The sequence below is a fragment of the Pseudomonas sp. PGPR40 genome (assembly GCF_022014505.1).
GTDB lineage: Bacteria > Pseudomonadota > Gammaproteobacteria > Pseudomonadales > Pseudomonadaceae > Aquipseudomonas.
The window spans coordinates 217,319-229,597 of record NZ_JAKLSP010000002.1; the positions used below are offsets into that span (position 1 = coordinate 217,319).

A 12,279-nucleotide genomic window follows, 5' to 3' on the forward strand; every position below is an offset into this window, starting at 1 on the left:
TTCTCATCTTGTAATTATTAGCGTAGCGAACTGAACAGGCTGGGTTCAGCGGTCATCCTCACGAATGGAAGAAGGATGCCGACACATCGCGGTGACTTCGATCGCCATGTACGGGTACAACGGCAATTGCATCAGCAGGTCGTGCAGTTCCTGAACGCTGTCGACATCGAACACGCTGTAATTGGCATAGAGCCCGGCGATGCGCCACAGATGACGCCACTTGCCTTGCTCTTGCAGGCGCTGGGCCAGGGCTTTTTCGTCGGCCTTGAGCTGAGCGGCGCGTTCCGGGTTCATGTCGACCGGTAGATTCACAGTCATTTTTACGTGAAACAGCATGATGCCCTCCTCAGGCTTGATGAACGGCAGTGGATATGGCGGTGGATATTCTGTCCCGACGAAAAAACGCCAGGCGCTCTTCATCCAGACTCAAACCCAGCCCCGGTGTTTGCGGGACGTGCAGTTGGAAATCGCGGTAGACCAACGGCTCGCTGAGAATGTCTTCGGTGAGCAGCAGCGGGCCGAACAACTCGGTATCCCAGCCCAGTGTGTTCAGCGTGACAAAGGCATGGGCCGAGGCCAGCGTGCCGATACCGCCTTCGAGCATGGTGCCGCCGTACAGGCCAATACCGGCCGCCTCGGCAATCGCGGCGGTTCGCAGCACGGCGCGTGGGCCGCCGTTCTTGGCGATTTTCAGGGCGAATACCGAAGCCGCGCCTTCGCGGGCCAGGTTGAAGGCATCCTCCACGCACTCGATGGATTCATCGGCCATGATCGGCGCCGGGCTCATGGCATTCAGGCGTACCATGCCGGCGCGGTTGTGGCGCGAGATCGGCTGTTCGATCAGGTCGATGCCATTGGTGCCGAGGATCCGACAGGCCCGCAGGGCGACTGCTTCGTCCCAGGCCTGATTGACATCGACCCGCACGCTGGCGCGATCGCCCAAGGCCTTTTTGATCGCAATGACGTGGGCCAGGTCGCGATTGACCTCGCCAGCGCCGATTTTCAGCTTGAAGATTCGGTGGCGGCGCAGGTCGAGCATTTTTTCCGCTTCGGTAATGTCCTTGGCAGTGTCGCCACTGGCCAGGGTCCAGGCCACCGGCAGTGCATCGCGAACCCGGCCGCCCAGCAACTCGCTGACTGGCAGGCCAAGGCGCTTGCCCTGAGCGTCGAGCAAGGCGCTTTCAATACCCGATTTGGCGAACGTGTTACCCCGAATGCTGCGCTCCAGACGCAACATCGCAGCATTCACATTGCCACTGTCCTGGCCAATCAACAGCGGCGCGAAGTGTTTGTCGATGTTGGTCTTGATGCTGTCCGGGCTTTCATTGCCGTAGGCCAGACCGCCAATGGTGGTCGATTCCCCCACGCCTTCAATGCCATCGGCGCAGCGCACACGAATGATCACCAGGGTCTGGTTCTGCATGGTGTGCATCGCCAGCTTGTGCGGACGGATGGTCGGCAGATCGACGATGATCGTCTCGATCGATTCAATGGCAGTTGCACGCATGTCGATACCCGTCAGGTTCTTAAAGTTCTGGAACGGATTCTCGTACGGCTTTTTCCGGGCGGCCAATATAGAATTGGTCTGGATCGATACCTTAAAGGTATTTAACAGATCAACGTTCGGAGGCCTCATGGAACTGCGTCATCTGCGGTATTTTCAGGTGCTGGCTCAAACCCTCAACTTCACCCGCGCCGCCGAACTGCTGCACATCGCCCAACCGCCGCTGAGCCGGCAGATCCAGCAGCTGGAAGACGAACTCGGGGTGCTTCTGCTGGAGCGCGGCCGACCGCTGAAGCTGACCGATGCCGGGCGGTTTTTCCATGAACATTCCACCGCCCTGCTCGAACAGTTGGGCAAGGTGTGCGACAACACACGGCGGATCGGTCTGGGCGAAAAGACCTGGCTGGGCATCGGCTTTGCGCCATCGACCCTCTATGGCGTGTTGCCGGAGCTGATTCGCCGACTGCGCAGCGGTGAGCCGCTGGCGCTTGAGTTGGGGCTCTCGGAAATGACTACGTTGCAGCAGGTGCAGGCGCTCAAGGCCGGGCGCATCGACATTGGTTTCGGGCGAATCCGCATTGACGACCCGGCCATTCTTCAGACCGTGCTGACCGAAGATCGGCTGGTCGCCGCCCTGCCCGCCGGCCATCCATTACTGGCCGGGCCCATCAGCCTTCGTGAACTGGCAAAAGAACCCTTTGTGCTCTACCCCGGCAACCCGCGTCCCAGTTACGCCGACCACGTGATCGCGCTATTCGAATCCTACGGCGTGCACATCAAGGTGGCGCAATGGACCAACGAGCTGCAAACAGCGATCGGTCTGGTGGGGGCGGGAATCGGGGTCACTTTGGTGCCGGCTTCAGTGCAGTTGCTGCACCGCGACGATATTGGCTTCACCCCGGTGCTGGAAGACAACGCCACCTCGCCGATCATCCTCAGCAGGCGCGTGGGCGATGTATCGCCGGGGTTGAATCATTGTTTGCAGATGATCGATGAACTGCTGCCGGCGACAGGCACTAGGCCATGACTCCGGCGAAGGCTCGGCGCCCGGCGCGCATTTCAGTGCGAAGTTCGCCGATCAGATTGGAAATAGCGCGGACACTGGTCAGTTCGTCAGGCGATACACAGGTGATCAACAGCTCAATCCGCCCGGTGGTGCCATTGAAGACCTTGATCCGCAATGTTTCATCGCGATTGACGGTGCATTCGCAGGACAGCGGCTTGAAACCGGACTCGACAATTTGGCAAAGCTGCGCAAGTGGAACCATGGCGGACGCCCTCGTGGACGGTTTTCCGATTGGATCCACTCAGCGTAGATCAACTTCAATAAACCCGCGCCAGCGAACGCTAACAATTAGTGTTAGCTACTTCTCACTTTGAACAGTTAATCGCCCGACATCGATCAGTGGGTATCTGCGCCCCACAACCAGTTCCAGATCCCTGGCAATTCAACCGCCTCTGAACTGTCACGGACGGTACGTGCCATGGCTGCCCGCTGCAGCGCTGCCGTGTCGTCGTAAAACGCTTTCTGTGCCGTGATCACTCCCGTGGCACGGGCGCTGTCGAGCAGTATCTGTAGATATTCGCGGGTATGCCGGGCGGTATAGCGATTCAGGTCGTGAAAGGTCACCACCACCGGAATCACCCCATCCACCGTCGGCAACTCTCCGAGGGCGATGCGCTCGCGGACTTCGGACAGTTGGCGCAGCAGATTGGCCCGTCGACGAAGGCTTGCGTTGAAGCCCCAGATCTTGCCGTCATTGGCGCTCAGATCGGTCAGCAGTACATGCATGCCATGCTGTTGATAGGCCGCGAAGGTGCGCTTGTCGTAGTTCCAGAATGGCGGACGTACCAGGGTCGGCGAAGCGCCAGTGAGCGCGGCGATATCGGCGCTGCCATTGCTGAGCGACTGCTCCAGTTCTTGCGGGTCCAGAGAGCGATGGTTGGTGTGCCGGGGCGTGGCCGTATGGAAACCCAACAGGTGACCTTCGGCCTGCTCGCGACGCATGATCTGCCGGCCCACATCACTGCCGCCGGCGCGGGAGGCGCGGGTCTGCACGAAGAACACCGCTTTGATGTCGGGTTGCAGCGGATTACGCGCGAGGCTGTCGAGTATGGTGACCGTCGGGTTGTAGAAACCGGATGCGCTGGGCCCATCGTCGAAGGTCAGCAGAAAGCGGATCGGCGCTTGCTCGCGCAAACGCTGTTGCGTCTGCGGCGTCATTTCAATGGGTGCGGCGACGCAGCCAAACAGACCGACTGCGATGGCGAATGCGGAGAGAACCTTGACCAACTGCTTCATGTTTTGCCTTGGGCCAGACCTTGCGGTCATCACGTTTAATGGCAAAAAACCCTCGCCCATTCATCCCTTGCCGGCCCGCAGATCGCTGCAAGCCGAGGTTGGATAAGGGTACACAGTGTTTGGTTCCAGCGCCCGCTCCCGCGGCTTGTTGTTTTTTCGGTACATTCCTTCTTCTGCCCGCAACAGGCGCATTGCCCCTCTCTACCTGTGGGAGCGGGCTTGCTCGCGAAAGCGGTGTGCCATTCAGCATTGATATTGACTGATACACCGCTTTCGCGAGCAAGCTCGCTCCTACTGATGATTGCATTTCAGGCTGCTGAAACTAAAAAGCCCCGCCATCAATTGGCGGGGCCTTTGCGTATGTGTAACCCGATCAGGGCTTCAGCGGGCGCTCCTGGTCGCGGTCCGACAGTTCTTTACCGTCGTCAGGATGCTTCCAGTCCGGCGTCGAACGCCTCTGCTGCTCGAGCTCTTCCTCAGTCGGTTCATCGATGTCCTCATCCGGGTCCGGACGCTTTGGTTCAATGGTCATGTCCACCTCCTATCCTCAAAGGATCAGCCATCTATCAAGCATAGAACAGTTCGGATGGGACGACTCACAGCCACCACCGCAGCAAAAAGAAGAACCCCATGCTCAATAACATACTGAGCAAGGTGTTGCGGGTGTAAAGCACCAGGCCCACGGCCACCAGCGAACTGATCAGGCAGGGGTTGTCCCACTGCAGGTTCAACTGTTTGTCCGGCATGAACACAATCGGCCCGCAGATCGCGGTGAGCATGCCCGGCACCGCGAAACCGAGGAACTGCCGGGCATTGCTGCTCAAGCGCACCGGCAGTCGAGGCTCGAGAAATACGTAGCGGTTCAGGAATACCAACAGGCCCATCCCGATAATCACAGCCCAGACCATCATGTGCGCCCCACATAGAGTTTGTTGCAGATAAAGCCTGCGGTCATGCCCGCCAACCCCGAGTTGGACATAACGCTCTACAATCAGGGAAAGACCCCAGACTGTGCCAGCAGTCGCGATGGATGGCTTGAACAATCTTGCGCACTTGCCCGCAACCGCTGCTGATTTTCGAGATTGACAAACATCGCGCCGACTTTTAAAACTGAGCACCTCATTCAGGGTGTAAGCAACCATGTCCGCAACCTTCAACCTCAACACTGTCGTCATTGGCTTGAATGCCAAGGCGCAAGGTTGCGTTGCGCACGCCCTTAAATCGAAGAAACAGTCGCTCATGTGACCGGGGCGCGCTGTCCCGTCAGATGAGCTGACAGGACATTGAGCGCGGCGGACACTCCCTCCTTCTTGCTGACTTCCTTCTACGCTTCTGACGGTGACGACATCGGTCAACCTTCAGGAGAAAGTGCATGTCATCGTTTCAAGGTATCTGGGTTCCCATCGTTACGCCGTTTCACCATGGCGCGATCGACTTCGACGGGTTGCGGCGGCTGGTCAATCATCTGCTGGAAAAAGGCGTCGATGGCATTGTGGTCTGCGGCACCACCGGGGAAGCCGCGGCGCTGGGCAAACCGGAGCAACTGGCGGTGCTCGATGCGGTGCTGGAGCAGGTAGCGCCAGAACGCGTGGTCATGGGCCTGGCCGGCAACAACCTCGCCGAGCTGCTGCAATTGCAGAGCGAGATTCTGAAACGTCCTCTGGCGGGTTTGCTGGTTCCACCGCCGTACTACATCCGCCCTTCCCAGGCCGGCCTGGAAGCCTTTTTCAAGACCGTCGCCGATGCTTCCAGCGTCCCGGTCATTCTCTACGACATTCCCTATCGCACCGGCATAGCCTTCGAGCAGGCAACCTTGCTCCGGATCGTCGCCCATGAGCGAATCGTCGCGATCAAGGACTGCGGCGGCAATCCCGCCACCACGTTTGCGCTGCTCGCCAGCGGCAAAGTCGACGTGCTGTGCGGTGAAGACAATCAGATTTTCAGCGCGCTGTGCCTGGGCGCCAAAGGCGCGATTGCCGCCTCGGCCCACGTTCATCCCGAGCTGTTCGTGACGCTGTATCAACAGATCCGCGACAACCGGTTAGCGGCCGGTCGAACGACCTTCTTCCAATTGCTGCCACTGATTCACAGCCTGTTCATCGAGCCCAATCCCGCCCCGGTGAAAACCGCCCTGGCGCTGGAAGGGTTGATCCACGACGAGCTGCGCGCGCCGATGCAATGCAGCAGCGAAGCCACGGCGATGCGTTTGAAAGGCGTACTGGCCCTGCTTGAAAACAGCAATCGATAGAGCACAAGTACCCAGCCCGAGTACCATGGAGTGATTCACATAACGCGTCAGAGAATCGACATGCTTTACCGAATCGCTGCCGACGGGCTGGTGCTTTCTCACTTGCTGTTCATTCTGTTCGTGCTGTTCGGCGGGCTGCTGGTGCTCAAATGGCACCATCTGGTCTGGTGGCACCTGCCCGCCGCTGCGTGGGGCGTGATCGTGGAAGTTTTCCATCTGACGTGCCCGCTGACCGAATGGGAAAACCTCATGCGCCAAGCAGCCGGGCAAACCGGTTACGGCGGCGGTTTTATCGAACATTACGTGTGGCCGATTATCTATCCGGCCGGGCTCACCCCCACGATTCAGCTGGGGTTGGGCAGCGTGGTGCTGGCGATCAACGTGCTGATCTATCTGCGGCTGATCCGTTTATGGAAGTTGCGGCACCCGACCCGCTCAGGGCAGTAACCGGTCTGGTTGAATTCAGTTGGCGATGACGCTCATGTTTCGGCCACTGGCCTTGGCCACGTACAACGCCTTGTCCGCTGCACCGATCAAATCTTCGGGCTGGCTCTGCGATGTCTGGTTGTAGGCACAAACCCCCAGACTGACCGTAATGATGCCTTCGGGACTGCCGCTATGCTTGATGTCCATTTGCTGAACCGCGCGCCGGATCTTTTCGGCCACCAGAAACGCCCCCACATAATCGGTGCCGGGCAGCACCACCGTAAACTCCTCGCCACCGAAACGGGCAGCAAGATCGCCGGGGCGCTGAATGTTGTCGATGATGATGGCGCTGAGTTTGCGCAAACACTCATCGCCCGCCAAATGACCGTAGTGATCATTGAAACTCTTGAAATGATCGACATCGATCATCAGCAACGCAAGGCTGGTGTGGGTACGCCTGGCGCGGCCCATTTCCGCCAGGATGAACAGGTCGAATTGACGCCGGTTGGAAAGCCCGGTCAATGCATCCTCCAGCGCCAGCAACTCAAGGCTGCGGTTGACCTCGATGAGTGTTTCCTGAGTCTCCAGCAATTCGTTCTGGATATGATTCTGCTGCTTCATGACGCGAATCAGGCGATACCCGAGAATGCCCAGAAACCCCAGCAGCAATGAGACGATGCCCGCACTGAGTATTGACTCCTGCCGCCAGCCAGCCAGGACTTCATCCTTGTCGAGCGCGGCAAAGACGATAAGCGGATAACCCTGGACCCGTCGAAAACCCACGACCCGCTCCACTCCGTCCACATGGGACTTGACGATTGCCGTACCGGAATCGCCCTTGGGTAACAGTTGGGTAAACAGCGGCCCCTTGGCGACGCTGGTGCCTATATCGGCTTCGTTGAACGGGCGGCGAACGATGATGGTGGCATCGTCGGCGATCAGGTTGATCACCCCGTTTTTTCCCATGTCGATGCTGTTGTACAGATCCAGGAAATGGTTGAGATAGATCGTTGCAATCACCACGCCAGCAAACCGGCCGTCAGGGTGATTGATCCTGCGTGATACAGTCATGATCCACTCACCGGTCGAGCGACTTCTTATCGACGAACCGATATGAGGACCGCGGTCGGGATGATCACGGTGGTAGATGAAATACTCACGGTCAGAGTTATTGGCATTGGCCAGCACAGCTTTGTTGGAGTTAGCGAGCCAACGCCCTTCTTCGTCATAAACGAACAGTCCATGGAGTTGCGCCAGTTCACTGCGCTGGGCGTGAAGCAAACGTTGCAGTCGGGGAAATTTCTCCGGTTCCATGCCGTCGTTTTCGAGGCGATCCACCAAGGCAAACAGCAAGGTGTCGGCCTGTTTGATCGAGGCCTGCGCCTGCGAGGCCAAGGTTTGCGCCAGGTTGGACATCGCCACTTCGCTGTTGCGCAAATGATACTGGCGCGCGTTCCAGACTTCGCCGATCACAATGGCCGTCATGGACAGGCAGACCGCAACGAGCAGAAAGACCGCGTATCGAACCTTGAGTTTCGACTCAACCGACCCGGGCATCCAAGGCATGGTGAGCCGAGTGCTTTCAATATGGTCTTTGACGGACGGATGCCCCATGACGCTCCCTTAATCCTTTATGACATGGCGAATTTTCCCGTTCGCCCTTTTAGCGCCAGCCAGCCGTGCCTGGCGCTCAACTCATTACAACCCGACAACGATACGATAGGTGATTTGCACGAAAACGCTTATTGAATCATGCCAGTCTGTTACAGAGGTATCTGTTTCACCGCCTCAAGCCAGGCCGGATTCAATTGCGTCTGTTCGGTCTCGATGCCCAGCATTTCCATCCGCGCCTTGTGCCGGTCCATCTCATGAGTCAGCTGGCTATGATCGCTGGAATTACCGTCCAACTGGTGCATCTGGCTCAGTCCAAGGTGATAAAAACGCAGCAGCTTCATGGCGCTCGGATCGCCCTTCTCCACTGCCGCCGTTACCTGGTGCATGACGTTAGTGATGCTCATCAGGTTACGCTTGAGCTGCCAACCGTAGACCGCTGGCGCCATCCATTCCTGGGTCCAGAACTTGCCGCGCATCAGCGCCGCCACCAGCAATAACGCGGCAAACACCCCGCCCACGTTAAAACGCAGATTGTCACCGCCGGGCTCACCGAACAGCGCCACCGCCGCCGTGGACAGCACCATCGCCAGCACCAGGAACATCAGGGCGATGATCACCGTGCTGCGCCGCGTCTGGCGTCGATAGGTCTGGGCATTCATCGGCTGAATTTCGAACATCGCGGCAGGCTTCCTTGGGTGGGAGAACAAAAAGAGTGCGAGGCATTATCGCCTCCCGTAAGGATTTAGCTATGCTGGAGCTCCTTTTCATCTTTTCATCGTAAAACGGGGAACATGGCGATATAGCGCAGTTCGTGTCATCTTCATCCATGGATACACACTATTCGGATGCCATGCGCCCACCGGCGAATGACATCGTTTTAAGGATCATTGAATGACCCAACGACATGTAATCAACGCCTCGGTCAGCCCTAAAGGCAGCCTGGAAACACTGTCCCAACGTGAAGTACAGCAACTGAGCCAAGCCTCATCCGGCATCACCTACACCCTGTTCCGCCAGTGCGCCCTGGCCATCCTCAATACCGGCGCCCATGTCGATAACGCCAAGACCATTCTGGAAGCCTACAAAGATTTCGAGATCCGCATTCACCAGCAAGACCGTGGCGTACGCCTGGAACTGCTGAACGCCCCAGCCGACGCTTTCGTCGATGGCGAAATGATCGCCAGCACCCGCGAAATGCTCTTCAGCGCCCTGCGCGACATCGTCTACACCGAAAACGAGCTCGATGCATTGAGCATCGACTTGAGCACCTCCCAGGGCATCAGCGACTACGTCTTTCACTTGCTGCGCAATGCTCGCACCCTGCGCCCCGGTGTCGAGCCAAAAATCGTGGTGTGCTGGGGCGGCCACTCGATCAATACCGAAGAATACAAATACACCAAGAAAGTCGGCCACGAACTCGGCCTGCGCAGCCTGGACATCTGCACCGGCTGTGGCCCGGGCGTGATGAAAGGCCCGATGAAAGGCGCGACCATCGCCCACGCCAAGCAGCGCATCAACGGCGGCCGCTATCTGGGCTTGACCGAACCCGGGATCATCGCTGCCGAAGCGCCGAACCCGATCGTCAACGAACTGGTGATTTTGCCAGACATCGAAAAACGTCTGGAAGCATTCGTACGGGTCGGCCACGGCATCATCATTTTCCCCGGCGGCGCGGGCACGGCCGAAGAATTCCTGTACTTGCTCGGTATCCTCATGCACCCGGGCAACGAAGACCTGCCTTTCCCCGTGGTGCTCACCGGGCCGAAAAGTGCCGCGCCGTATCTGGAGCAGCTGCACGCCTTCGTCGGTGCCACCCTCGGTGAAGCCGCGCAGCAGCACTACGAGATCATCATCGACGACCCGATTGAAGTGGCGCGATACATGACTCAAGGCCTCAAAGAGGTCAAACAGTTCCGTCGCGAGCGCAACGACGCGTTCCATTTCAACTGGCTGCTGAAGATCGACGAAGGCTTCCAGCGCCCGTTCGACCCGACCCACGCCAACATGGCCAACCTGCAACTGAGCCGCAACCTGCCCTCCCACGAACTGGCCGCCAACCTGCGCCGCGCGTTCTCCGGCATCGTCGCCGGCAACGTCAAGGACAAGGGCATCCGCCTGATCGAAGAATACGGGCCATACCAGATCCGTGGCGATGCCGCCGTCATGCAACCGCTGGACAAACTGCTCAAAGCCTTCGTCGCCCAGCACCGGATGAAACTGCCGGGCGGCGCGGAGTATGTGCCGTGTTATCAGGTGGTGGCGTAACAATATTGATGTGAGCTTTAACACCACACTTTGACAAGAAACCCCGCATGATGCGGGGTTTTGATCGTTCCCACGCTCTGCGTGGGAATGCAGCCCGGGACACTCCGCGTCCCTTCCAGAGCCGAACGCAGAGCGTCCGTTGAGGCATTCCCACGCTGGAGCATGGGAACGATCAAATCCTCGCTAGCCTTGCGGATCAAGGTTATCCAGCACCCGATTCACCGCCAACTCCCCAAGCATCACCACCTGTTGAATCCCCAACATCATGTTGCGATGGGGCATGTCCATCAACCCGGCGAACTCACTGAGCATCATGCTCGCTGACGCCAGGGATTCGCAGGCGTTGACCAGCAGGGTTTCGTTATCGACCTTCGCACCCACATGGTAAATGGTGCTGGGTTTGCGCTTGGTGTCTTTGGGGATGGGCGGTTTGAGGTAGTGATCGAGGGCGCGGTCGGCGGCTTCGTTGAGTTTTTTGGAGTCGAGGGATTCGTAGGGGGATGTTGGATCGGTTTCCGGCGGATTGGGTGTCGGTTTGATCATGATGAAGCTCCTAGAGTCATGGAGCGGCCACGGTTCGCTGCGAGACGAAAAGAGGTGGCAGCTATACGCAGGTCGCAGACCGGGACTCTAGAACCGGCAGACCCGAAGGTCTCCCACGTACAGCCGCCATAACATGAACGGACAGGCGTACCTGTTCACGAACGGAGGATGTTGTGCGTCTAGAGATACACGGGCTGCGAGACCCGATCGCTGATTCGTCAGCGACCCGGAAACGATAGAGCCGGGCCTCAAGGCGCACAAGCCGGCGAATTCTGGCGTATTCGTAGGCAACGGCGCAAGAATGTGTAGCCTGAGTGAGTATCTGGAGATGTCGATTAAACATCGCCTGTTTATTGGCCGCACTTCGGGTTTTGCGGTGGATGGGCCGCCCCCTTCACCCAATACAATTTCTTTTTACTCACATAAACCAGGCCGTAACTAATAGCGAATCCACTTCCCCGTACTTATTATTTCTGGACTATTACAATCAACTAAATAAAGCCATTCTGGATCATGCCCTACCGTACCTACCAAGACCCCTAGCGTGTCAGGATGATCGGGCATCGCACCGGTATGGATTGCCCCAATATAACTGTTTTCACCCTCGGGATTGTGCAGTTGAAAACGCAATGACCCGTCGGCATTGTAGATCGCAGCATTATTGGGAAAACCAAAAAACCAAGGGACTTCAGGACAACTAAATTTTGAAGGTTCCTTATCAAAAACCACTAAAACGCCAGTTCTATCAGGAAGCAAATTAAGCCTCTCATGTACCGGCATACTGATTTCAACACCACTATTCTCAAAATGCTGCTGCCTCGTCAACCAGGTTTTGTTTTCAGGAGAGGTTGGATCCCCCCCATAATGACCGGTGTAAGCTCGAACAGCTCCATGCCCTTGGGGCGCACTTGCTTATTCATTTCAGTCTGCCAACCAAGCAAATAAACCCGGAAGGTCGCGGGCTACTATGTCAATATACTGCCGATCCATACCTATAAACGGGATGCGCACTATCGGCATAGCTGCATCGTCAGTATCGAAGCCATATCCTTCTCCGCCTCCGCTTGAAGCGAACAAGAAGATGCCTGGGGCATATGTTTCGACCTCATACTCTCGATTGAAGTCGACCAGTTCCTCAGCTTTCCAAAAAATAATGTAGTTGTCGCCTATGAAGCCCTCACCACCATTATGTTCCTTGAGAAAGTCGATATAATTCTTAGGAAGTGTCGACAGACCATCAAGAGTTTCAGATTGAGCAGGACCATTGAGCTGTCCCTCTGTCAAATTATATTTCATCTCTATCTTCCTAGATCTTTCAGCAATTTGTTCCACCAAGAAAAATAAGGGGACAGATTTATTTTCTGCTCGCTACGCCCA

General features: G+C 57.3%; 15 protein-coding genes. 4 read left to right on the top strand and 11 right to left on the bottom strand.

The features are described 5' to 3' along the window. Positions 1–45: 45 nt before the first annotated feature. Both catC and MEB48_RS02900 read right to left on the bottom strand, forming a co-directional pair. A complete protein-coding gene (gene catC / locus MEB48_RS02895) occupies positions 46–336 on the bottom strand; it encodes a muconolactone Delta-isomerase (RefSeq protein WP_007895545.1) in 291 nt (96 codons plus the stop codon). A gap of 10 nt (positions 337–346) precedes the next feature. After that, entirely contained in the window at positions 347–1,507 is a 1,161-nt protein-coding gene (locus MEB48_RS02900) for a muconate cycloisomerase family protein (RefSeq protein WP_237881688.1), read from the bottom strand. A 127-nt stretch (positions 1,508–1,634) separates the two neighbouring features. Here MEB48_RS02900 and MEB48_RS02905 point away from each other — a divergent pair, with 127 nt between their 5' ends. Continuing rightward, complete coding sequence (locus MEB48_RS02905) at positions 1,635–2,531, top strand: LysR family transcriptional regulator (protein WP_237881690.1); 897 nt, start codon at positions 1,635–1,637, stop codon at positions 2,529–2,531. Here MEB48_RS02905 and MEB48_RS02910 read toward each other — a convergent pair. The 4 genes from MEB48_RS02910 to MEB48_RS02925 form a co-directional block, all read right to left on the bottom strand. Further along, a complete protein-coding gene (locus tag MEB48_RS02910; protein ID WP_237881692.1) occupies positions 2,521–2,772 on the bottom strand; it encodes a DUF1652 domain-containing protein in 252 nt (83 codons plus the stop codon). The genes MEB48_RS02905 and MEB48_RS02910 overlap by 11 nt on opposite strands. Positions 2,773–2,906: 134 nt before the next feature. Continuing rightward, entirely contained in the window at positions 2,907–3,806 is a 900-nt protein-coding gene (locus MEB48_RS02915; RefSeq protein ID WP_237881694.1) for a polysaccharide deacetylase family protein, read from the bottom strand. Positions 3,807–4,179: 373 nt separating this feature from the next. After that, positions 4,180–4,338, bottom strand: a complete 159-nt coding sequence (locus MEB48_RS02920; protein WP_237881696.1) for a hypothetical protein — start codon at positions 4,336–4,338, stop codon at positions 4,180–4,182. Positions 4,339–4,402: 64 nt separating this feature from the next. Further along, entirely contained in the window at positions 4,403–4,714 is a 312-nt protein-coding gene (locus MEB48_RS02925) for an AzlD domain-containing protein (RefSeq protein ID WP_237882003.1), read from the bottom strand. A gap of 464 nt (positions 4,715–5,178) precedes the next feature. Between MEB48_RS02925 and dapA the strand changes: the two genes are divergently transcribed. Together dapA and MEB48_RS02935 are read left to right on the top strand one after the other, a co-directional pair. After that, positions 5,179–6,054 carry a 4-hydroxy-tetrahydrodipicolinate synthase gene (dapA, locus tag MEB48_RS02930; protein ID WP_237881698.1) on the top strand — a complete coding sequence of 292 codons (876 nt, stop codon included), beginning with the start codon at positions 5,179–5,181 and terminating at the stop codon, positions 6,052–6,054. A gap of 60 nt (positions 6,055–6,114) precedes the next feature. Then, positions 6,115–6,501, top strand: a complete 387-nt coding sequence (locus MEB48_RS02935) for a DUF2784 domain-containing protein (RefSeq protein ID WP_030130606.1) — start codon at positions 6,115–6,117, stop codon at positions 6,499–6,501. A 15-nt stretch (positions 6,502–6,516) separates the two neighbouring features. Here the strand turns inward: MEB48_RS02935 and MEB48_RS02940 are convergent, their stop codons facing one another. Both MEB48_RS02940 and MEB48_RS02945 read right to left on the bottom strand, forming a co-directional pair. Then, a complete protein-coding gene (locus MEB48_RS02940; protein WP_237881700.1) occupies positions 6,517–8,094 on the bottom strand; it encodes a sensor domain-containing diguanylate cyclase in 1,578 nt (525 codons plus the stop codon). A gap of 149 nt (positions 8,095–8,243) precedes the next feature. Beyond that, positions 8,244–8,771 (bottom strand): DUF3087 family protein, encoded by a 528-nt coding sequence (locus tag MEB48_RS02945; protein WP_237881701.1) that lies wholly within the window; start codon positions 8,769–8,771, stop codon positions 8,244–8,246. Between the two features lie 214 nt (positions 8,772–8,985). Here MEB48_RS02945 and ppnN point away from each other — a divergent pair, with 214 nt between their 5' ends. After that, complete coding sequence (gene ppnN / locus MEB48_RS02950; RefSeq protein WP_237881703.1) at positions 8,986–10,359, top strand: nucleotide 5'-monophosphate nucleosidase PpnN; 1,374 nt, start codon at positions 8,986–8,988, stop codon at positions 10,357–10,359. A 183-nt stretch (positions 10,360–10,542) separates the two neighbouring features. Here the strand turns inward: ppnN and MEB48_RS02955 are convergent, their stop codons facing one another. From MEB48_RS02955 to MEB48_RS02965, 3 genes are all read right to left on the bottom strand, one after another. After that, positions 10,543–10,902: a DUF6124 family protein gene (locus MEB48_RS02955; RefSeq protein ID WP_237881706.1), complete on the bottom strand. Its 360-nt coding sequence runs from the start codon at positions 10,900–10,902 to the stop codon at positions 10,543–10,545. A 438-nt stretch (positions 10,903–11,340) separates the two neighbouring features. Further along, positions 11,341–11,682 (bottom strand): hypothetical protein, encoded by a 342-nt coding sequence (locus MEB48_RS02960; protein WP_237881707.1) that lies wholly within the window; start codon positions 11,680–11,682, stop codon positions 11,341–11,343. Positions 11,683–11,823: 141 nt separating this feature from the next. Then, positions 11,824–12,198 carry an SMI1/KNR4 family protein gene (locus MEB48_RS02965; RefSeq protein WP_237881709.1) on the bottom strand — a complete coding sequence of 125 codons (375 nt, stop codon included), beginning with the start codon at positions 12,196–12,198 and terminating at the stop codon, positions 11,824–11,826. Positions 12,199–12,279: the final 81 nt, after the last annotated feature.

Bases quoted from the DNA above. Each gene is read 5' to 3' on its own strand.
- MEB48_RS02965 (WP_237881709.1), bottom strand. From the start codon at position 12,198: ATGAAATATAATTTGACAGAGGGACAGCTCAATGGTCCTGCTCAATCT.
- MEB48_RS02935 (WP_030130606.1), top strand. From the start codon at position 6,115: ATGCTTTACCGAATCGCTGCCGACGGGCTGGTGCTTTCTCACTTGCTG.
- MEB48_RS02905 (WP_237881690.1), top strand. From the start codon at position 1,635: ATGGAACTGCGTCATCTGCGGTATTTTCAGGTGCTGGCTCAAACCCTC.
- dapA (WP_237881698.1), top strand. From the start codon at position 5,179: ATGTCATCGTTTCAAGGTATCTGGGTTCCCATCGTTACGCCGTTTCAC.
- MEB48_RS02940 (WP_237881700.1), bottom strand. From the start codon at position 8,094: ATGGGGCATCCGTCCGTCAAAGACCATATTGAAAGCACTCGGCTCACC.
- MEB48_RS02910 (WP_237881692.1), bottom strand. From the start codon at position 2,772: ATGGTTCCACTTGCGCAGCTTTGCCAAATTGTCGAGTCCGGTTTCAAG.
- MEB48_RS02960 (WP_237881707.1), bottom strand. From the start codon at position 11,682: ATGCCGGTACATGAGAGGCTTAATTTGCTTCCTGATAGAACTGGCGTT.
- ppnN (WP_237881703.1), top strand. From the start codon at position 8,986: ATGACCCAACGACATGTAATCAACGCCTCGGTCAGCCCTAAAGGCAGC.
- MEB48_RS02900 (WP_237881688.1), bottom strand. From the start codon at position 1,507: ATGCGTGCAACTGCCATTGAATCGATCGAGACGATCATCGTCGATCTG.
- MEB48_RS02920 (WP_237881696.1), bottom strand. From the start codon at position 4,338: ATGACCATTGAACCAAAGCGTCCGGACCCGGATGAGGACATCGATGAA.
- MEB48_RS02945 (WP_237881701.1), bottom strand. From the start codon at position 8,771: ATGTTCGAAATTCAGCCGATGAATGCCCAGACCTATCGACGCCAGACG.
- MEB48_RS02925 (WP_237882003.1), bottom strand. From the start codon at position 4,714: ATGGTCTGGGCTGTGATTATCGGGATGGGCCTGTTGGTATTCCTGAAC.
- MEB48_RS02955 (WP_237881706.1), bottom strand. From the start codon at position 10,902: ATGATCAAACCGACACCCAATCCGCCGGAAACCGATCCAACATCCCCC.
- catC (WP_007895545.1), bottom strand. From the start codon at position 336: ATGCTGTTTCACGTAAAAATGACTGTGAATCTACCGGTCGACATGAAC.
- MEB48_RS02915 (WP_237881694.1), bottom strand. From the start codon at position 3,806: ATGAAGCAGTTGGTCAAGGTTCTCTCCGCATTCGCCATCGCAGTCGGT.